18 protein-coding genes and 1 pseudogene are annotated in these 18,823 nt (G+C 70.7%); 3 read left to right on the forward strand and 16 right to left on the reverse strand.

All coding sequences use genetic code 11. From position 1 onward, the window contains the following. Positions 1-32 precede the first annotated feature (32 nt). Together PZ894_RS01050 and PZ894_RS01055 are read left to right on the forward strand one after the other, a co-directional pair. A pseudogene (locus PZ894_RS01050) lies at positions 33-248 on the forward strand (nitroreductase family protein); the annotation flags it as partial. 54 nt (positions 249-302) lie between these two features. Continuing rightward, positions 303-593, forward strand: a complete 291-nt coding sequence (locus PZ894_RS01055; RefSeq protein WP_275741614.1) for a hypothetical protein — start codon at positions 303-305, stop codon at positions 591-593. A gap of 206 nt (positions 594-799) precedes the next feature. Here the strand turns inward: PZ894_RS01055 and PZ894_RS01060 are convergent, their stop codons facing one another. Beyond that, positions 800-1,180 (reverse strand): RidA family protein, encoded by a 381-nt coding sequence (locus PZ894_RS01060; protein WP_275741577.1) that lies wholly within the window; start codon positions 1,178-1,180, stop codon positions 800-802. A 325-nt stretch (positions 1,181-1,505) separates the two neighbouring features. Between PZ894_RS01060 and PZ894_RS01065 the strand changes: the two genes are divergently transcribed. After that, positions 1,506-3,038 (forward strand): hypothetical protein, encoded by a 1,533-nt coding sequence (locus PZ894_RS01065; RefSeq protein WP_275741578.1) that lies wholly within the window; start codon positions 1,506-1,508, stop codon positions 3,036-3,038. Positions 3,039-3,202: 164 nt separating this feature from the next. On the opposite strand, the gene PZ894_RS01070 is transcribed toward PZ894_RS01065, so the two are convergent. The 15 genes from PZ894_RS01070 to PZ894_RS01140 all read right to left on the reverse strand — a co-directional run bounded on the left by PZ894_RS01070 (position 3,203) and on the right by PZ894_RS01140 (position 18,731). Beyond that, positions 3,203-3,985 (reverse strand): DUF6308 family protein, encoded by a 783-nt coding sequence (locus tag PZ894_RS01070; RefSeq protein WP_275741580.1) that lies wholly within the window; start codon positions 3,983-3,985, stop codon positions 3,203-3,205. A gap of 243 nt (positions 3,986-4,228) precedes the next feature. Then, positions 4,229-5,014, reverse strand: a complete 786-nt coding sequence (locus tag PZ894_RS01075; protein ID WP_275741582.1) for an IclR family transcriptional regulator — start codon at positions 5,012-5,014, stop codon at positions 4,229-4,231. Further along, positions 5,011-6,255, reverse strand: a complete 1,245-nt coding sequence (locus tag PZ894_RS01080) for an amidohydrolase (protein ID WP_275741583.1) — start codon at positions 6,253-6,255, stop codon at positions 5,011-5,013. Before PZ894_RS01080 ends, PZ894_RS01075 begins: the two co-directional genes overlap by 4 nt. Next, a complete protein-coding gene (locus PZ894_RS01085; RefSeq protein ID WP_275741584.1) occupies positions 6,252-7,799 on the reverse strand; it encodes a long-chain-fatty-acid--CoA ligase in 1,548 nt (515 codons plus the stop codon). The genes PZ894_RS01080 and PZ894_RS01085 overlap by 4 nt, the downstream gene beginning before the upstream one ends. Further along, the gene (locus PZ894_RS01090; RefSeq protein WP_275741586.1) at positions 7,796-8,926 is read right to left on the reverse strand and encodes a hypothetical protein; all 1,131 of its coding nucleotides are present in this window, start codon (positions 8,924-8,926) and stop codon (positions 7,796-7,798) included. Before PZ894_RS01090 ends, PZ894_RS01085 begins: the two co-directional genes overlap by 4 nt. Further along, the gene (locus tag PZ894_RS01095; protein ID WP_275741588.1) at positions 8,923-9,507 is read right to left on the reverse strand and encodes an NAD(P)H-dependent oxidoreductase; all 585 of its coding nucleotides are present in this window, start codon (positions 9,505-9,507) and stop codon (positions 8,923-8,925) included. The genes PZ894_RS01090 and PZ894_RS01095 overlap by 4 nt, the downstream gene beginning before the upstream one ends. Further along, positions 9,504-10,283: an ABC transporter ATP-binding protein gene (locus tag PZ894_RS01100; protein WP_275741590.1), complete on the reverse strand. Its 780-nt coding sequence runs from the start codon at positions 10,281-10,283 to the stop codon at positions 9,504-9,506. Before PZ894_RS01100 ends, PZ894_RS01095 begins: the two co-directional genes overlap by 4 nt. Beyond that, complete coding sequence (locus tag PZ894_RS01105) at positions 10,276-11,043, reverse strand: ABC transporter ATP-binding protein (RefSeq protein WP_275741592.1); 768 nt, start codon at positions 11,041-11,043, stop codon at positions 10,276-10,278. Before PZ894_RS01105 ends, PZ894_RS01100 begins: the two co-directional genes overlap by 8 nt. Further along, complete coding sequence (locus PZ894_RS01110; protein WP_275741594.1) at positions 11,040-12,158, reverse strand: branched-chain amino acid ABC transporter permease; 1,119 nt, start codon at positions 12,156-12,158, stop codon at positions 11,040-11,042. The genes PZ894_RS01105 and PZ894_RS01110 overlap by 4 nt, the downstream gene beginning before the upstream one ends. A 3-nt stretch (positions 12,159-12,161) precedes the next feature. Continuing rightward, a complete protein-coding gene (locus PZ894_RS01115) occupies positions 12,162-13,043 on the reverse strand; it encodes a branched-chain amino acid ABC transporter permease (RefSeq protein WP_275741596.1) in 882 nt (293 codons plus the stop codon). A 73-nt stretch (positions 13,044-13,116) separates the two neighbouring features. Beyond that, positions 13,117-14,367 (reverse strand): ABC transporter substrate-binding protein, encoded by a 1,251-nt coding sequence (locus PZ894_RS01120; protein WP_275741598.1) that lies wholly within the window; start codon positions 14,365-14,367, stop codon positions 13,117-13,119. Positions 14,368-14,596: 229 nt separating this feature from the next. Then, a complete protein-coding gene (locus tag PZ894_RS01125) occupies positions 14,597-16,219 on the reverse strand; it encodes a long-chain fatty acid--CoA ligase (protein ID WP_275741601.1) in 1,623 nt (540 codons plus the stop codon). Between the two features lie 2 nt (positions 16,220-16,221). Then, positions 16,222-16,845, reverse strand: a complete 624-nt coding sequence (locus tag PZ894_RS01130) for a TetR/AcrR family transcriptional regulator (protein WP_275741602.1) — start codon at positions 16,843-16,845, stop codon at positions 16,222-16,224. A 15-nt stretch (positions 16,846-16,860) separates the two neighbouring features. After that, on the reverse strand, positions 16,861-17,598 hold the full coding sequence (locus tag PZ894_RS01135; protein ID WP_275741604.1) for a class II aldolase/adducin family protein: 738 nt from the start codon (positions 17,596-17,598) through the stop codon (positions 16,861-16,863). Then, a complete protein-coding gene (locus PZ894_RS01140) occupies positions 17,595-18,731 on the reverse strand; it encodes an FAD-dependent oxidoreductase (protein ID WP_275741606.1) in 1,137 nt (378 codons plus the stop codon). The genes PZ894_RS01135 and PZ894_RS01140 overlap by 4 nt, the downstream gene beginning before the upstream one ends. Positions 18,732-18,823: the final 92 nt, after the last annotated feature.

Genomic DNA, 18,823 nt, shown 5'->3' on the forward strand with positions numbered 1-18,823 from the left:
CATGATCCGCCGCGCTGGGTGGTTGGGTCACCATGACTTCGCAAGACGGTGGGCACCCTGGCGGGCGGTTGCATCCGTTGCTGCGGCGCCGGTTCAGCCCTCTGGCCTTCGATCCAGATGCCGCCATCGACGGCGGTGAGGTCGACCTCCTGCTCGAGGCGGCCCGGTGGTCGCCATCGGCTGGGAACGCCCAGCCGTGGGCGTTCGTCACCGCGGTGCGTGGAGGCCGTGAGCACTCCCTGATTGCGCCTCGTCTCGCGGCGAGCTCCGCGAGCTGGGCACGCTCTGCCAGCCTCCTGGTGGTGAACATCGCCCACCGCTACGTCACCGACACGGACGTGGAGTTCTCCGAGTTCGCTGACTACGACCTCGGCCAGGCCGTGGCTCACATGACGTTCCAGGCCGAAGCTCTCGGCTTCGCCTGTCGCCAGTTCCGTGCCTTCGACCTCGACCGTCTCGCCGACGACCTCGACGTGTCGCCGGGATGGCACATCCGGTCCATGACCGCCGTCGGACGAGCCGTGGGTACGGCGCCGGCCCGGGATCGGCGGCCGCTGGCGGAGCTGCGTCACCCCGCCAACGGCGAACTCTGAAACCGTGGATGGTGGGCGCCGCGGAGACCACGGGCGCCGCGAGGCTGCGACAGCGCTCTGGTTCGGGCGCGGGTCACAGCGGACGCGTCTGTTTACCCACAGCTCAGCGACGGATGCTCGACCAGCGGCTCCATGCATCCGGCTCGCGGCAGAAGGAAGCACCGCTGACGCCACGCTCAGGAACGTCCAGGCATTCGACTCGCTACTCAGTCAACGGATGCCGTCATGCGAATTGAGACGAGCAAGCCGGGGATCTCGGCTCCTAGCTTGGCCGCGTAGCGTGCCGGTGGGTCAGACGGGAACCATCCTGCGTACTCCTCGTTCATGCCGGCGAAGTCGCCTGGGTTGGTGAGCAGTACGCCTACCTCGACGACGTCATCGAGCGTGCCGCCGGCCGCTCGCAGAATGGCTTCGCAGTTCGTCAACGCTTGCCGGGTCTGAGCCTGGATGCTGTCGCCAGCCAGGTGACCTGTGCTCGGGTCGATACCGGTGGTTCCTGAGATGAACACCTGCGAGCCGGCTCTGACTCCCTGGCTGAAGAGCGGCGAGCTCGGTGCGTTCGGCGTCGTGATGATCTGGCGCGTCATCTCGGACCTCCTGGTTGATCGTCCCATTGTCCGAAGGAGGGGGGAAGGCACCGCCGATCAAAGCACGTGCGCCCGGCAGGCGGAATGACGCAGCGATCTCCCGCTTCGCGCTCGTTTCGTTCGCCACGACGCGTCCGGCAGATGGTGCGCCGGCATTCTTGGTTGTGAGCGTCCGCAATACGCGTCAGGCGGGCCGCCCGTCGTTGTGACCCCTGGGACTGGTGTGTTCCGGTCGCGAGGGTGCGCCTGGCGGGCTAGCCTTCGCCAAGGTGCGCTCGCTACGCGGCGGGTGACAAACCGAAGCACGTGACCGGGGGTAGGAGCAGTGAGCGAGGAGTCCTGGCACGAGGCGCGGTTGATCCCGACATCGGGCATCAATGGCGCCGAGGAGCAGGAGCGGCGCGCGACGTCAGCATTGCTGGCGGTGCTGGGCGCGGTGAAGGAGTTCGGCCGCAGCTTCGTGAAGCCCTTTGGGGCGCCGGCGGGCAACATGGAGTGTTACATCGAGGTGCCGTTCATCCTCGGTGATCGTCGCCTCTACCCGGACGGTCTCATTCGGGTTTCTCGCGGTAGCCGGTCATGGACCGCGCTTGTCGAGGTGAAGACGGGGCCGAACCATCTCGCCACCGAGCAGCTCGAGTCCTACCTCGACATCGCTCGTGAGCAGGGGTTCGACGCCGTCATCACGATCTCGAACCAGATACCCGCGGTCGCTGGCCAGCATCCGACGAAGGTCGACAAGCGCAAGCTCCGCAAAGTCGAGTTGCATCACGTGTCGTGGTCGAAGGTCTTGGCGGACGCGGTGATGCAGAAGGAGTTCCGCGGTGTCGCGGACCCGGACCAGGCATGGATCCTCGGGGAACTCATCCGCTATCTCGAGCACCGTAAGTCCGGTGCGTTGGAGTTCGATGACATGGGGGAGGCATGGACAGGTATCCGCGACGCAATCGCCGCGGGCACGCTCCGTCCCGCCGACAAGGGCATCGGCGAGGTTGTCGCCCGCTTCGATGCGCTGCTGAGGTTCGCGAGTCTTCAGCTTGGTCGCCAGCTGGGCACGGAGGTCATCCCGGTCCTCACGCGCAAGGAGCTCGCTGATCCGACGAGCAGGGTCCAGGCGATGACCACGTCATTGTGCCAAACCGGTGTCCTCTCGGGCGCAATCCGTATCCCTGACACTGTCGGCAACCTCGTCATCACGGCTGACCTAAGGGCGTCGAAGGTGACGTGTCATGTGGACATCGACGCACCTCGGGCAGGACGGCCGACAACGCGGGTGAACTGGCTTGTACGGCAACTTAAGTCCGCGCCCGACTCCGCACGCGTGGAGTCGTTCGTGGCACATGGCCGGGGGTCGGCGATGGCTGAGTTACTCGGCACCGTCAGGGAGAACCCGTCGTCGTTGGTGGAGGAATTCGGCAAGGAAATTCGCACCTTCCGGGTGGCGTCGTCGGCAACTATGGGAACGAAGCGCGGCCGCGGCCGCGGCTCGTTCATTGACTCCGTCCTCGGTACGGTCGACGCCTTCTATGCAGGCGTGCTCGGATCCCTGCGAGCATGGTCGGCGGCGCCGCCACGGCTGCGACCAACGGACACGGGCTCGAAGGGCATCGACGACGAGCTTTCCTCCTCCCTTTCCTCGACCGACTACTCCTCTCAGGACGACCCGGTCCAGGAGGAACCGAATGCCTCACCTGCTGAGGTCGACAGAGCCGTTGAGTCGGAACCAAGCGAGGCCACGGCCGAGCCCGAAGATGCCGCGACCGCGTCGACCGAGAGATCGGCAAGCGAAACTGCGGGTCTGGCGCCCCTCGAAGGGGTCCATGGTGCGCAGCCTGACAATGACAACGTGGCGAACTGAGCTCACTCGTGATCTCACCCATAGGTCCTCCTCCGGCTCTTGAGGCGTACGCCAAGCTCGCGGACCCTGACTGTCATTCCACGATGACGTCGAGCCGGACAGCCTCGCCGGCGGCCCGACACGAGACGCGCGAATGCGGCGGTATGACTCTGGTCGCCGAAACCTCAGGATTCGCCGTAGCCGGCAGCGATTCCGGCGTTCCAGAGCGCCACGTCGAGAATCCGCAGTGGAGTGACGTCATCCAGTATCGACCCGTGCTCCGCGCGGAGCTCGCTCCACCAATGGTCGAGCGCATCGCGCACGCGCGGATGTGACATCAAGTAGCCGAACACCTGAAGGTCGATGTCGTGAGATCCGATGCTTGTGCGGTTGAGGTTCCGGTCTCCGGCGAGGAACTTGCAAACGACGTTGTCGCGGACCGGAAGCAGGTTCGGGCGCTTCCGCGCAGCTAGCTTCGATGCGAAGACCCACCGAGTCGAGGAGGGCTTTGGTGTCGAACGCACTTCGCGATAGAAGTCGGAGACAGCGTTCAACATCGGCCGAGGATCGACCTCTCCGCTGCCCAGTTCCTGGATCGAGAGGTCTGTGTCGATCTGCTGCAGGGAGCGTAAGACGAGCTCGCGCTTGCTCGTGGGCTCGAGCAGTTGTCTGATCTGGCGCGGATCCAAGCTCATGCTCAGAGTCGTGACCGCGAGAAGATCAGCCGGTGTGATGTCGTTCGCCGCGTTCTGGGACGGTCCGATCGTGTTGAAGAGCGCACCGGCGTACTTCCCATCGGGATCGAAGTACTTACCCAGCTGCCTCCCCACCTTGTCCGGGTTGCCGGTGCCGGCGCCGAGCGCAACTAGAGTTTGTGCTGTTGCGAACTCGAGGACAGGCAGTTCCGCCGGTGCCCAGGTGGAGGGCAGCTCGTAGGTGCGACCGTCGGCATAGATCCCTTGTGACATGGGGGCAGGCTAGTGCTGCGCACCGACGGTCAGGTTATGTTCGCGAGACATTGCCGACCGCGGCGCGACGAGTCCGACCCAACGAAATGCACCACACGCCACCAGCGGGGTAGCCAGTGACGAGATGGTCGTTCAGCGTGACCGGTTGCGACCATTGCGTCACTGGCTATCCCGACCGCGGCAGTCCGCGCGGCGCGCGTCCATCTGGGCCGCAATGCCCCATCACCGACGTCGCAAGCGCCGTCAGAGGAAGTAGGAGCGCACCTCGGTGGCGACCGCCATGAGGCCGGCCGCGATCTCGGCCTGGGTCTCGTCGGTCATCCGGCCTTGGGGGGAGGCGACGTTGAGGGCGTAGCGGGCGCCGCCGTACTCCCCCAGCGGGACGGAGACGGAGGCGACACCGTCCTCGCTCTCCTCCAGGCTGGTGGCGTAGCCCCGGTCGCGGGCCTCGGCGACCTGCTTGAGCAGGACCGAGCGCTTCGTGACCGACTGCGGGGTGAGGCGGGGCAGCTTCTCGTCGGGGTAGAGGGTGCGGATCGCGGTCTCGTCGAGCATCGTGAGCAGCGCCTTGCCCGACGAGGTGCAGTGGGCGGGCATCGTCTTGCCGAGCCGCGAGCCGACGCGGACGGCGCGGGGGCTCTCGACGGCGTCGACGAAGGAGACGGTGTCGCCGTCGAGCCGGCCCAGGTGCACGGTCTCGCCCAGACCGGAGGAGAGCCGCTCCAGGTAGGGGTGCATGCGGGCGCGGACGTCGACCTGGCGCAGCACCGAGAAGGCGATCGTCGTCAGCGACGGCCCGGGCTCGTAGGCGCGGGAGCCCTCGGGCTGGCGGACGAAGCCGCGGTAAAGAAGCATCGCCATCAGGCGGTGGGCCGTGGACGTCGCGACGCCGAGGTACTCGCTGACGTCGGTGAGCCGGACGTTGCGCCGCTCGCCGAGGAGCAGCAGGATCCGCAGCGCGTTGTCGACCGACTCGATCGGGTACTGCGGTCGCTGCGCGTCGTCTCCCTTGGTCGCCCTTGTGGTCACCGGGGCACTCTACCGGCGCCCAGGGCGCCGAGCAGGTGGTCGACGGCGACGTGCGCGTGCACCCGCACGCTGCCGAGCAGCGAGGCGTCGTCGGCGTAGAACGCCGGGTGGTGGTTGGGGGCGAGGCCGCGACCGCCCTCGACCGGTGCGATCCGGCCACCCTCCATCCGGGTGTCCTGCACGCCGTAGGTGAGGTAGAGGCCGCCGTACGCGTTGACCAGCTCGGCCATGTCGTCGGAGCCCATCACGGGCTCGACGGGTACGACGTTCGCCGCCCCGACCACCCGCTCGAGGGTGGGGCGGGCGGCGTCGAGCCAGGCCTGCTCGTTGCGGACCGCGGGGATCTCGAAGTGGTACTGCAGCTCCGCGGTGCACCCGTACGCCGCCGCCGAGTGCTCGACCAGCCGCTCGAGGCCGGCCTTCAGCGCCGGCATGTCCTCCTGGCGGCTGCTGCGCATCGTCCCACTCAGGGTCAGGCTCTCGCCGATGATGTTGAAGCGCCCGACGTCCTCGACGTGCCCGAAGGACACCGCGACCGGGCTGGCGGCCGGCACCTGCCGGTAGAGCTGGCCGGCGCCGAGGATGACCTGCGCCGCCGCGGGCATCGGGTCCACGCCGAGCCACGGCGAGGAGCCGTGGGCCTGGACGCCGCGGAGGGTGATGTCGACGGCGCACGCCGCCGCGAACTGGTTGCCGACGTGGTAGCCGACCACGCCCTTGGGCAGGAAGACGACGTGCATCGCGAAGACCATCGTCGGCTCGACTCCGGCGAGCGCGCCCGCGTCGAGCATCGCCTTCGCGCCGGCGATCTCGCCGAGCGGCGGCCCCTCCTCGGCGGGCTGGAAGAAGAACACCACCGTGCCCGGCAGCCGGTCGCGCAGGCCCGCGAGCACGCGGGCGGTCGTCAGCACGACCGCGACGTGGCAGTCGTGCCCGCAGGCGTGCGACACGGGCCCGATCCCGTCGGCCGAGCGCACCGGCAGGGCGTCCATGTCCGCGCGGAGCGCGATCACCCGCTCCCCCGGCAGCCCGCCGCGGAGCACCCCGACCACCCCGTGGCCGGAGACGCCGGTGCGGACCTCGTCGAGGCCGAGCTCCCGCAGCTGCGCGGCGACGTACGCCGCCGTCTGCTCCTCGCGGTTGCTCAGCTCCGGGTGGGCGTGCAGCCAGGCCCGGCTGGCGATCAGCCACTCCTCGTGCTCGGCGCACGCCTCGTCGATCGCGGCGTGGAGCCCGGTCACGGGGCGTGCCCGAACCGGTCGCGCAGCGCCCCCTTGGTCACCTTGCCCGAGGCGTTGCGAGGCAGCTCGGTGACGACCTCGAGGACCGTCGGGAGCTTGTAGCGCGCGAGCTGGTCCGAGGCCCAGGTGCGAACCTCCTCGAGGTCGAGCGCGGCCCCTGCGCGCGGGACGACCACCGCGACCGGCGTCTCGCCCCAGCGCTCGTGCGGACGGCCGATCACCGAGACCTCCGCGACGCCGGGGTGTCCGGCCAGGACGTTCTCGACCTCCGCGCAGTAGATGTTCTCCCCGCCCGAGATGATCATGTCCTTCGCGCGGTCGACGACGTGGACGAACCCCTCGTCGTCGACGCGCACCAGGTCGCCGGAGTGGAACCAGCCGCCGGCGAACGCCTCGGCCGTCGCCTCGGGGTTGTTCCAGTAGCCGAGCATCGTGCCGGGCCCGCGGTAGACGATCTCGCCGACCTCGCCGGGCTCGACGTCGGTCAGGTCCGGCCGGACCACCCGCGCCTGCACCCCGGGGACCGGCCTGCCGACGGACCCGAGCTTGCGGCGCGCGTCGCGCCCCTCGAGGACGCAGGTCACCGGGGACATCTCGGTCTGCCCGAAGAGCGCGACGTTGTCGGCCCCGACGAGCACCTCCCCCATCTGCCGGAGCAGGGTGTCGGTGGCGGGAGCGGCGCCCCAGCCGGCCACGCGCAGCGCTGACAGGTCGCGCGGCGCACGCAGTTGCTCGTCGACCACGGCCTGCCACTGCGTCGGTACGAGGAAGACCGAGGTGACCCGCTCGCGCTCCATGACCGCGAGCACCCCCGCCGCGTCGAACGCGCCGGTCGGGACGATCACCTGGGTCGCGCCGACCATCAGGGCCGGGGCGACGCTCCCGATCGCGCCGATGTGGAAGAGCGGCGAGGCACACATGCTGACCTCGCCGTCGAGCCGGAAGCCGAACGCCATCAGCAGTGTCGCGCTCTGCGCGGCCAGGTTGCGATGCGTCAGCACCGCGCCCTTCGGCCGGCCGGTCGTGCCGGAGGTGTACATGATCAGCGCCGGCTGCTCCTCGGCCACGTCGACCAACGGGGCCGGCTCGCCCGGCTCGACGAGCAGGGCGTCGTACGCCGCGCCGTCGACGACCGTGACGGCGTGGCTGGTCTGCGCGACGGCCTCGCGTCCGGTGGCGGCCGTGCCGTCGTCGACGAACACGAGCCGGGCGCCGCTGTCCTCGAGGACGTAGGCGACCTCGCCGGGACTCAGCCGGAAGTTGAGCGGCACGGCGATCGCGCCGAGCCGGTTGACGGCGACGAGCTGCTCGACGTACTCCGACCGGTTGCCCATGAGGATGGCCACCCGGTCGCCGGCGGCGACGCCGCGCCGGGCGAGCGCGCCGGAGAGCGCGACCACGCGGTCCTGGAGCTCCGCCCAGCTGGTGCGACGGCCCTCGCACACGAGCGCGGCGTGGTCGGCTCGCTCGACGGCGTGCCGGGCCACCTGGTTGACCCAGTGCTGGCGCCGGGCCAGCGCGACCTCGTCGAGCGCATCGCTCACGCGGACGCTCCCGGGAACCGCGCGTTCACCCACGCGGCGATCTCGTCGGCCACCTTGTCCCTGGCCCCTTCGGGCTGGACGAAGTAGTGGTCGCCCGGCAGGTCGATCCGTGTCTTGTCGGTGCTCGCGATCGCCGCCTCGATCCGGTCCGCGTCGCTCGGGAAGACGCCGGAGTCGGCGTCGGGGTTGATCACCAGCGCGGGGACGGTGACCTTGGCCAGGTGCGGCTCGGCGCGGGTCTGCGACTCCTCGAGACTCCACATGTTGAGCCAGTTGCGCAGCGTGGTCTGGCCGGCGATGCCGTGGCCGCCCTTGTTCGCGGCCTCGGTCGGGCCGCGGTAGCACCGGCCCGCGGGGCGGTCCGACGGCTCCAGCGTCGGGTCGACCATGCGCGGGTCCGCCCAGGTGCGCAGCACGCTGAAGGTCTGGTCGGCGTACCCGAGCGCGGTGATCCGCTCGAGCTCCGCACGCGCCCATCGGGTGATCCGGTGGTTGCGCTCGACCTGCGCCGCTTGGTAGCGGGCCACGAACTCCGGCGAGTACGGCGGGCCGTTCCGCGGGTTGAAGAGGTCGAGGTCCGGGTCGGTGGCGGTGATGTCGGACTCGTCGGTCACCGAGGCGTCCAGCCAGTCGGTCAGCACGTCCGGGCGGCCGAGGTGCGCCGCGAGCGAGACGTAGGCGTCGCCGGGGATCAGGTCCTCGACACCGGGTGCCGGCGCCATGTCGCGCGCGGGGCGGACACAGGGCTCGATCGCCTGGGAGTGGTACGCCGCCATCAGCGAGCCGCCGCCGGAGTTGCCGAGCAGCACCACCGTCTCGACGCCCGCCACCGCCTTGAGCCACCGGACGCCGACGCCGATGTCGACCAGCGCCTGGTCGAGGTTGAACTGCCACTCGTAGCCGCGGTAGCGCGTGTTCCAGCCCAGGAACCCGATGCCGCGCTCGGCCATCAGGTCCGCGAGGTAGTGCTCGGAGAAGTCGATCTGGTAGTGGGTGGCGATCATCGCCACCTTGGGGCGCTCACCCGGAGGCGTGTAGTAGACGCCCTGGCAGGGATAGCCACCCGCACCGGCGCGGGCCGCCCCCGGCGAGACGCTGCTGACGAACTGCTTGTCGACTGTGGTCATGAGCTGAGTGCCACCTCGTCCATCTGGTTGAGTCGGGCGTACTTCTTGAGGTACGCGAAGTGATGCGCGATCCGGTCGACGCACATCTGGTCGATCAGGCGCCCCTCCGCGTCGAAGGCGTCGTGGGCGAAGTTCACCAGGATCTCCGGGCTGGGGACCACGAGAGCGCGGTTGTAGACGAAGACCTGGCGCAGGCCGCTCTGCGCCCGCGCGGTCGCGAGCTTGCTGGGCGTCGCGCCCATCAGCGAGACCGGCTTGTCCATCATCGCGCAGGCGAAGAGCGGGAAGGTGATCCAGTCGAGCAGGTTCTTGAGCACGCCGGGCACCATCCCGTTGTACTCCGGGGTCGCGATCATGACCGCGTCCGCCGCCGCGACCTCGGCCCGCAGCTGCTGGACGACCGCGGGCTCGTGGCCGATCAGGTCCTCGTTGAAGAACGGGACCTGCGGCAGCAGGTCGCTGACGTGGACCTCGACGTCGTCCGGAGCGAGCGCGGCCGCGTTCCGCAGCAGCTTCTCGTTCCAGGAGTCCGCGCGCAGGCTCCCTGCGATCGCCCAGACCTTGAGCTTGTCCTCACTCACAGTGCCCCTCCCAGGTAGGCGTTGACGACGAGGGCGTCGCGAGCGACCTCGGCGGGCGTGCCCAGGGCGATGCGCTGGCCGAAGTCCAGCGCACACACGCGGTCCGAGATCCCCATGACCATGGTCATGTCGTGCTCGACCAGCAGGATGGCGACGCCGACCTCGCGGTTGACCGTCCTGATCGCCTCGCCCATCTCCGACGTCTCGTCGTGGTTCATGCCGGCCACCGGCTCGTCGAGCAGGATCAGGCGCGGCTCCATCGCGAGCGCGCGGGCCAGCTCGATGCGCTTCTGCGTGCCGTGCGGCAGCGAGCCGACGGGGGCGCTCAGCAGGTGGTCGATCCGCAGCATCTCGGCGTACCGCTGCACCGCCACGACGGCCTCGCGCTCCTCGCGGGCCGACCGGCCGATCCGGACCATGCACGACAGCGGGCCGGCCTTCATGAAGCCGTCGCGGGCGAGCAGCAGGTTCTCCTGGACCGTCATCGCCGGGAAGACCTCGACGTTCTGGAAGGTCCGGGCGATGCCCTTGCGGGCGACGCGGTGCGGCTTCAGGCCGATCAGCTCGTCGCCGCCGAAGCGCACCGACCCCGCCTGCGGCCTGTAGACGCCCGAGATGCAGTTGAAGAGCGAGGACTTGCCGGCGCCGTTCGGGCCGATGACGGCGAAGACCTCTCCCTCGCGCACCGAGAAGGTGACGCCGTCGAGCGCCTTGACGCCCGAGAAGCTCAGGGAGATGCCGTCGACCTCGAGGAGGTCGGTCGCGTGCTCAGCCATGCTGGCCAGCTCCTTCCACCGGCGCGACGCCCAGGTAGAGCGACACGATGTCGTCGTCGGCGCGCAGCTCCGCCGCCGACCCCTCCCGGACGACCCGGCCACCTTCCAGGATGTAGCCGTGCTGGGCGATCGACAGCGCCATCGCGGCGTTCTGCTCGACCAGCAGGATCGAGGTGCCCTCGCGGTTGATGTCGAGGATGACGTCGCGCACCGTCTCGACGATCTTCGGCGCCAGGCCCAGGCTCGGCTCGTCGAGCAGCAGCACCGACGGCTGCGACATCATCGCCCGGCCGATCGCGAGCATCTGCTGCTCGCCGCCCGAGAGGTAGCCGGCCTGCCGGTCCATCAGGTCCTGCAGCCGCGGGAAGTGGTGGAGCACCCGCTCGCGGACCTCCCGGGCCTCGGCCTTCCGGTAGCGGCGGACGTAGCCGCCGGCGGCGAGGTTCTCCGCCACGGTGAGCTCGGGGAAGACCTGCCGGCCCTCGAGCGCCTGGGCGAGGCCCACCCGCACCCGACCCGAGGGCCGTAGCCGCGTCACGTCGGTGCCGAGCACCTCGACGCGGCCGGAGGTCAGCGAGCCCCCGTGCACCGGCAGCAGCCCGGAGACCGCCCGCATCAGCGTGGACTTGCCCGCGCCGTTGGGACCGAGCAGCGCGACGATCTCGCCCCTGGGCACCTCGAGGGTGAGTCCGTCGAGGGCGGTCGCGGCGGCGCCGTACCGGACGCTGAGGTCGTGGACGGCGAGGGCGCAGTCGCTCATCGTGCTCCCTCCCGCCGCTGCTGGATCCAGCGGAACGGCTTGCGACACAGCTGGTTCAGCCCCCTCGGCTCGAAGATGAGGATGACGACGATGAGCAGGCCGTAGACGAACTGCGAGAGCAGCGGCGCGGTCACGCCGCCGTCCACCTTGGCGTCCTGCGAGATGCCCGGGAGGTACGCCGAGAGCCAGTTCACGACCTCGGGCACGGCCCGGAAGAAGAACGCGCCGAGCACGGCGCCGGTGATGGTCCCGAGGCCGCCGATGACCACCATCGCGATGAAGTCGATGGAGAGCATCAGCGACCACTGCCCGGGGGTGAAGTAGCCCATGTACGCCGTGAGCAGCGCCCCCGAGACCCCGGCGAAGGCCGAGGAGATCGCGAACGCGACGGTCTTCGTCTGGGTGACCGGGATGCCGACGACGCCGGCGGCGAGGTCGCGGTCGCGCACCGCCAGCATGGAGCGGCCGAGCCGCGAGCGGCGGATGTTCCAGGTCAGGACCATGACGACCAGCAGCACGGCGAAGGCGAAGTACCACCAGGCCTGGAAGAGCGTCATCACCTGGGTGCCGCCCGACCAGTAGCCGTCGAGGAGGTCCTGTCCGTTGATCTCGACGGGCGCGGCCAGCCGGCCGCCCGCGCCGCCGCTGACCGTCGTCCAGGTCTCCCAGACGTAGGCGCCGATGAAGACCAGCGCGATCGTACCGACGGCGAGGTAGAGACCGCGGATGCGCACGGCGATGGGCGCGAACAGGGCGCCGGCCAGACCCGCGACCAGGGCCGCGGCGGGCAGCCAGACCCAGAAGGGCTGCTCCTGCTCGACCCCGAGCCACGCCGAGGAGTAGGCACCGATCGCCATGAAGGCGGAGTGTCCGAGCGAGATCTGCCCGGTGAAGCCCATGATCACCTGGATGCCCAGCGCACCGACGGCGGCGATGATGGCGAAGATGCCCACCCCCATCCAGAGGTCGGAGATGCCGAGCCACGGCACGAGGACCATGCCGAGGAGCCAGGCGACGAGGCCGATGGTGCCTGCGCGGACCCGGCGGCGTCGCGCGGGCGCGACCTCCGGCTGGGGCGCGCTCCCGGTCGGGGGCGCAGAGACGGTCGTGGTCATCGCTCAGACCCTTTCGATGCCGCGGCTGCCGAACAGCCCGTAGGGACGGACGACCAGGACGAGGAGCATCAGCACGTAGGGCAGCACCTCGTGCAGCTTGCCGCCGCCGTAGTCGGCCAGGTAGCCGGCGCCGAGCACCTGGATCAGCCCGACGATCAGGCCGCCGACGACGGCTCCGATCAGGGAGTCCATGCCGCCGATGACGACCGCGGGGATGGCGGCGAGGGCGACCAGCGCGATCGAGGGCGAGACCACCCGCGGGAAGGATGCGAGGAAGATGCTGGCGACCACCGCGAGCACCGCCGCGATGGCCCACGACAGCGCGAACATCCGGCCGATGTCGATGCCCTGCGCCAGCGCCGCCTCCTGGTGGCTCGCGGTCGCGCGCAGGGCCAGGCCGTATGGCGTGCGCCGGAAGAAGACGAGCAGCGCGGCGAGCACGATCACGGAGGCGACGATGGTCGCGATGCCGCTCAGCGGGAGCACGACGCCGCCCACCTCGACGGTGCCGGAGCCCACCGGGCCGGCCGAGCCCTTCGTGCCGACGCCCCAGACCATGAGGATCAGGGCGTGCACCATGATCGAGACGCCCAGCGTGGCCAGCACCACCGTCGTCAGCCCCTTGTCGAGGAGCCGGCGCAGCAGCGTCGCCTCCACGAGGAGGGCGAGCGCCACGGTGACGACGATCGAACCGAGGAACGCCAGCCAGTAGGGCAGGTGCGGCATCAGCGCCAGGACGACGTACGCGCCCACGGCGACGAACTCGCCGTGGGCGAAGTTGAAGGTGTTAGAGCCCTTGGTCATGATCACGAAGCCCAGGGCGATGAGCGCATAGACCATGCCGAGCGCGATGCCCTGGAACCCGAGCTGCAAGAAGAGTGTCATCCGGATGCTCCCGTCGGTGGCCGGCGATCGATGCCGGGCGCGCGGCGACCCCCGCCGCGCGCCCGGCGGTCGATCAGTAGCCGTTCGCCTCGCCCCACGCCTTGGCGGCGTCGCTGGCGTAGAAGTCGCCCATCGGGACCAGCTCGCCCTTCGGGCCGATGCTGTTCATCCGCGACGAGTAGCTGACGATGCTGTCGCCGTCGCCGAGGTTCACCTCGGGCGTGATGCCCTTGTAGTCGACCGTCAGGTCCTTGAGCGCCTCGGTGATGCCGTCCCGGGTGAGGTCGCCGTCCTCGCAGGCCTTCGTCAGCGCGGCGACGGTGGCCTCGCCGAAGAGCCAGCCACCCACCTGGAACTCGCTGGGCGCGGCGTCCGGCGCGTACTCGGCGAGCGCGTCCTTGAGCTCGGTGATGCCGGGGACGTCGTCGGTCAGCGTGCCGTAGCCGCCGGAGACGTAGAACTTGTCGAGCAGGCCGTCCAGCGGCTCGGCCAGGGAGGCGAACCACGCACCCGACGAGGAGATCCAGGTCGGCTGGTAGCCGAGCTGGGCGGCGGTGCCGACGACGCCGGCGGTCTGCGACGGCGCGGTGCCCAGGAGCACGACGTCGGCTCCGGACTCCTCGAGCTCGGAGACCTGGGCGGTGAAGTCCTTGTCGGTGAGGGCGAACGTCGGCTCGGCGACGACCTCGACGCCGGGGATCGCCTCGGCGGCCGCCTCGACCGCGCTGGCGTAGGCCTTGCCGTAGTCGTCGGTGCCGGTCACCGAGGCGACCTTCAGCGGCTTGTCCTCGGAGGCGCCGGCCTCCTCGGCCGCCCAGCTGACACCGTTCGCGAGCTCGACCTCGAAGACCGGGAGCGGCACGTAGACGTTCGGCTCGAGCATCGTGGTGGTGTTGAGCGAGATCGCCATGGCGGGCATCTCGTCGCGCTCGAGGTTCGTCTTGATCGCGTCGATGCTGAGCGAGCCGAGGACCTCGCCGATCATCGCGACGTCGCCGGCCATGCCGCGGTAGGCCTGGACGGTCTGCTGCGCGTCGTACTTGGTGTCGCCCTTGACCGCGACGATCTTGCGACCGCAGACGCCACCGTCGGCGTTGACCTGGTCGAACTTGACCTCCATGCCGAGCGAGCCGGAGGTCGCGGCCTCGGCGATCGGGCCGGAGTAGTCGGTGAGGAGTCCGACCTTGATCTCCTTGTCGGTCACGCCCGGGCCCATCTCGACGCCGTCCTCGCCGTCCGCGGAGGCCTTCGAGCCGCTGCCTCCGCAGGCGCTGAGGGCGAGCAGCGCGCCGACCGCCAGAACGGGGATCGTCTTCCGAATCATGCTTCCAGTCCCTTCGCATGTGACGTGACTCACCAGCGGGTCACCGGGGAATTGAACAACCGCTAAGGAGCCGGTGTCAAGGGCTTCTTAGCGCCCGCTAAGTAGCCGAAATGTCTTCGTTACCACGCTCAACGGGATATTGGTTTACGCAGAGCAGAAGAATATTCTGCCGAACAGCCTGGATCGGGAGGACGTGCTGACGCGGCCCGCCGTGCGTGCACCGGGATCGTCAGAACCGCTCGACGTCGAGCGCGCCGTCGGCGAACCGACGGCGCATGGCGCGCTTGTCGAACTTGCCGACGCTCGTCAACGGGAGCTCCGGGAGCACCGCCCAGCGCTCGGGCACCCACCACTTCGGCAGCGTCTCGAGCAGCGCCGCGCGCAGGTCCTCGGCCGTCGTGGTCGCGCCCTCGCGCAGCACGACCAGGGCGCACGGGCGCTCGTCCCACCGGTCGTCGGGCACGCCGATCACCGCGGCCTGCGCGACGTCGGGATGACGCGCGATCTCGAGCTCGAGCTGGACCGAGGAGATCCACTCGCCTCCGGACTTGATGACGTCCTTGGCGCGGTCGGTGAGGTTGACGTAGCCGAGCGGGTCGAGGGTGCCGACGTCGCCGGTGCGTAGCCAGCCGTCGCGGAACTTGTCGGGCGCGTCGGCCCGGAAGTAGGAGGCCGCGATCCACGGGCCGCGCAGCTCGAGCTCGCCCACGGTCTCCCCGTCCTCGGGCAGCTGCTGGCCGGTGTCGGGCTGCACCAGCCTGATGTCGACCCCGGCGATCACCCGACCCTGCATCCCGGCGCGCCGGACCGGGTCGGGGTTCTCCTCCGGTCGCGGCGGCCGGTTGACCGTCACCAGCGGCGAGGTCTCCGTCATCCCCCAGCCCTGGAGCGCCTCGACGCCGTAGCGTCGCAGCCCCGCCGAGAGCGTCTCCGGGATCGGCGCGCCGCCCAGCACGACCCGGTCGAGCGACTCCAGGTCGCGGGCCGGGTCGGCGTCGAGGTGGGCGAGGATCTCGTTCCACACCGTCGGCACGCCGTTGGAGTACGTCGGCCGGTGCGTGCGGACCGCCTCCACGACCGTGGCCGGGTCGACCCAGCGGTTGCTGAGCAGCAGGTCGGCGCCGGCCCAGACGTTCGCGAAGGGGTAGCCCCACGCGTTCGCGTGGAACATCGGCACGATCACGTAGCAGCAGTCGCGGGCGCTGATCGCGATCGCGTTCGCGGTGCACGCCGAGAGCGCGTGCAGCCAGATCGACCGGTGGCTGTAGGCGACGCCCTTCGGGTCCCCCGTCGTGCCGGTCGTGTAGCACAGGGTCGCCGCGGAGCGCTCGTCGAGCGCGGGCCAGGCGAAGTCCGTCGCACGACCGGCGACCAGGTCGTCGTATCGGACGACGGTGCCCGACAGGGCACTCGCGTCCCCCTCCCCGACGACCACCACGGTGCGCACCGTCGGCAGCCGGTCTGCCACCTCCGCCAGCTGCGGCAGGAACGAGCCGTCGATCAGCAGCACGTCGTCGGCGGCGTGGTTGACGGTGTAGGTGATCTGGTCGGGCGAGAGCCGCGGGTTGATCGTGTGCAGGAGCCCGCCGAGCGCCGGCACCGCGAAGTAGGCGTCGAGGTGCTCCTGGGTGTTCCAGAGCCAGCTGCCCACGACGGAGCCGGGCCCGACGCCGAGCTCGGCGAGCCCGTGGGCCAGTGCCGCCGCCCGCCCCTCCAGGTCGCCGAACAGCACCGGCTTCTCGGCGCCGACCGTCGTGACCGAGCGCCCCGAGTGCCATCGCGCGCCGTGGCGCAGGATGGAGGTGACGGTCAGCTCGCCGTCACCGATGTTGCTCGGGATGCTCGTGGTCATGCTCAATCCTTTCGCGGTGCGACGCCCAGCAGGGCCAGGCTCAGACCGACGTACCGGGTGGCGACGTCGGCAGGGGTGAGGGGTCCGGAGTCGACGTACCAGCGCGGGATCGCCTGGAGCATGCCGAGGAGTGCGCGCGTGGCCTCGGCGGGGTCGTCGACGACGAAGACGCCCTGCTCGATCCCGCGGTCGATCACGGCGCGGGTGAGCAGCTCGTTGCGCTTGCGCCCTTCGGTGTACGGCGCGCGCGCCTCGGGGCTGAGGTAGCGGTACTCGGAGTCGAGCGCGGCGAGCCGGGCCCGGACCGTGAGGTGCAGGGTGACCGACTCGACGAGGTTGGCCATCTGCGCCACCGCGTCGTCGCCGCCGTCCGCGACCGCCGCCTCGTTGCGGTCGAGGAGGTCGCCGATCGCGGCCTCGAGCACCGCGACGAGGATCGCCTCCTTGTTGGCGTGGTGGTAGTAGAGGGCGGGCACCGTCACGCCGACGCGCGCGGCGATGTCGCGCACGGTGGTCCCGTGGAAGCCGTGCTCGTAGAACGCCTCGCTGGAGTGCCGCAGGATGTCGGTGAGCTCGACCGGGCGGCAGTCGCGCCAGTCGACGGTCTCGGTCTCCGTGGTCGTCATATGAGCGAGCGTACGCTAAGCGAGCCGCGCGAGCTCGTGTCGCCAGGCGGTGGCCAGGTTGAGCGCGGCACCCAGGTCGGGGAGCGACGCGAGGTCCTCGGCCGGCACCGGCCGCAGCTCTCCACCCGCGGCCACGACGTCCAGCGAGAGCCTCGCGAGCGTGGCGACGGCCTGCGCGCGCAGCACCGCCTCCGCGACCGACGCCCCGGTCGAGGTGAGGCCGTGGCCGCGCATCACGACGACCGGGCTGGGACCGAGCGCGTCGGCGACCGCGTCACCGAGCCCGGCGTCGGCGATCAGCGCCGAGCGCGGGAACACCGGCACCCCGCCCGCGGCCAGCACCGCGCCGGGGATGTCGTAGGCACCGACGATCGGCAGGATCGGCAGGCCGGCGAGGTCGGCGACGACCACGTCGCGGGGGTGGGCGTGCACGACCACGTCGACGTCCGGGCGGTGCCGGAGCACCGCCGCGTGCAGCGCGAGCTCGTACGGCGTCGTGTGCACGTCCAGCTCGCCGGGCGCGCCCGGGCCGCCGTCGAGGTCGACGAGGCGTACGTCGTCCGGCGTGGTGTGCGCCAAGCCGCGCTCGTCGCCGCCCCGGCAGCGCACCAGCAGCCGGGTCGCGTCGACGCGCACGCTGATGTGGCCGAGGAAACCGGGCGCGAGGTCGCGCGCGGCGAGCACCCGGCAGCCCTCGGCCACCTCCGCCCGCAGTTCGTCCAGGCGCACGGGGTGCTCATGTGGGGTGCTCATGACGCTTCTCCACGCGCGAGCGCGCTGCGCAGCCTGAGCGACTCGCGCGGCCAGTTGACGGTGACGCCGCCGGTCACCCGGCCGTCCGCGTCACGCCAGGTCGCCGCGAGCCGGAACGGCTCGGCCTCCTCGACCACGTCGGGGACCCGCGCGACGTCACGGCTGCCGACGAGCTGGATCCTCCAGTCGTACTGGTCGCTCCAGACGTAGGCGACCGGCGCGTGCGTGGCCACGTCGTCGGGGCGGGCGATCGTGCGGGCGACGCAGACCGCCTGCTCGACGGCGTTGGTCCAGTGCTCGACCCGGACGCCCGCCCACCGCGCGACGTCGCCGACGGCGTGGATGCCGACGGTCCCGACGGCCGCACCGACCTCGTCGCAGACCACTCCGTCGTCGACCAGCAGCCCGGAGCCGGCCAGCCAGCCGACGTTGACCTCGGACCCGATGCCGACGACCACCACGTCGGCCTCGACGAGGGCGCCGTCGTCCAGGGTGGCCCGGAAGCCCTCCCCCGCCGGCTCGAGGGAGCGCACCGTCGTGCCGAAGCGGGTCTCGACGCCGTGGCGACGGTGCAGGTCCGAGAGCCGCTCGCCCAGGTCGCGGCCCACCGCGCGGCCCAGGGGGACCGGCTCGGGGTCCACCAGGGTCACGTCGACGCCGTGCGCGCGGGCCAGCGCGGTCACCTCGGCGCCGATGAACCCGGCCCCGATGACCAGCAGCCGCGCGGCGCCGGCGATCGCGGACCGCATCGCCCGCGCGTCCGCCAGCGAGCGCAGCACGTGCACACCCGCGACGTCGTACGGCGCCCGGCGCGGCGTCAGGCCGGTGGCGATGACGAGGTGCGCGAACGGCAGCACCGCCCCGTCGTCGAGGGTGACCCGGCGACGGTCGGCGTCGAGTGAGACGACCCGGCAGCCGAGCAGCAGCTCGATCCCGAGGTCGTCGGCCTCCTCGAGGGTGATCAGCGGGACGCAGGCGTCGCCGTCGACGCTGCCCTTGGAGAGCGGCGGCTTGTCGTAGGGCACCTCGGCCTCGGCCTCGACGACCCGCACCGGCCCGGCGTACCCCTGCTCGCGCAGCGCGCGGGCGGTCCGGATGCCGGCGACGGAGCCGCCGACGATGACCACGTTCATGCGGGGTCCCTGCGGCGTTGTTCGACGGAGGAGCGGAGCGGGGGAGGAGAAGAACGCCGTGGGGTGTTCATGCGGGGTCCCTGCGGCGTTGT

It is taken from the genome of Nocardioides sp. YIM 152315, assembly GCF_029210375.1.
In the GTDB taxonomy this organism is placed as follows: Bacteria; Actinomycetota; Actinomycetes; order Propionibacteriales; family Nocardioidaceae; genus Nocardioides.

What these genes read in the sequence shown, in the direction of transcription:
- PZ894_RS01120 (WP_275741598.1), bottom strand. Translation starts at nt 14,367, where the DNA reads ATGATTCGGAAGACGATCCCCGTTCTGGCGGTCGGCGCGCTGCTCGCC.
- PZ894_RS01135 (WP_275741604.1), bottom strand. Translation starts at nt 17,598, where the DNA reads ATGAGCACCCCACATGAGCACCCCGTGCGCCTGGACGAACTGCGGGCG.
- PZ894_RS01110 (WP_275741594.1), bottom strand. Translation starts at nt 12,158, where the DNA reads ATGACCACGACCGTCTCTGCGCCCCCGACCGGGAGCGCGCCCCAGCCG.
- PZ894_RS01070 (WP_275741580.1), bottom strand. Translation starts at nt 3,985, where the DNA reads ATGTCACAAGGGATCTATGCCGACGGTCGCACCTACGAGCTGCCCTCC.
- PZ894_RS01125 (WP_275741601.1), bottom strand. Translation starts at nt 16,219, where the DNA reads ATGACCACGAGCATCCCGAGCAACATCGGTGACGGCGAGCTGACCGTC.
- PZ894_RS01100 (WP_275741590.1), bottom strand. Translation starts at nt 10,283, where the DNA reads ATGGCTGAGCACGCGACCGACCTCCTCGAGGTCGACGGCATCTCCCTG.
- PZ894_RS01140 (WP_275741606.1), bottom strand. Translation starts at nt 18,731, where the DNA reads ATGAACGTGGTCATCGTCGGCGGCTCCGTCGCCGGCATCCGGACCGCC.
- PZ894_RS01115 (WP_275741596.1), bottom strand. Translation starts at nt 13,043, where the DNA reads ATGACACTCTTCTTGCAGCTCGGGTTCCAGGGCATCGCGCTCGGCATG.
- PZ894_RS01130 (WP_275741602.1), bottom strand. Translation starts at nt 16,845, where the DNA reads ATGACGACCACGGAGACCGAGACCGTCGACTGGCGCGACTGCCGCCCG.
- PZ894_RS01060 (WP_275741577.1), bottom strand. Translation starts at nt 1,180, where the DNA reads ATGACGCGCCAGATCATCACGACGCCGAACGCACCGAGCTCGCCGCTC.
- PZ894_RS01090 (WP_275741586.1), bottom strand. Translation starts at nt 8,926, where the DNA reads ATGACCACAGTCGACAAGCAGTTCGTCAGCAGCGTCTCGCCGGGGGCG.
- PZ894_RS01105 (WP_275741592.1), bottom strand. Translation starts at nt 11,043, where the DNA reads ATGAGCGACTGCGCCCTCGCCGTCCACGACCTCAGCGTCCGGTACGGC.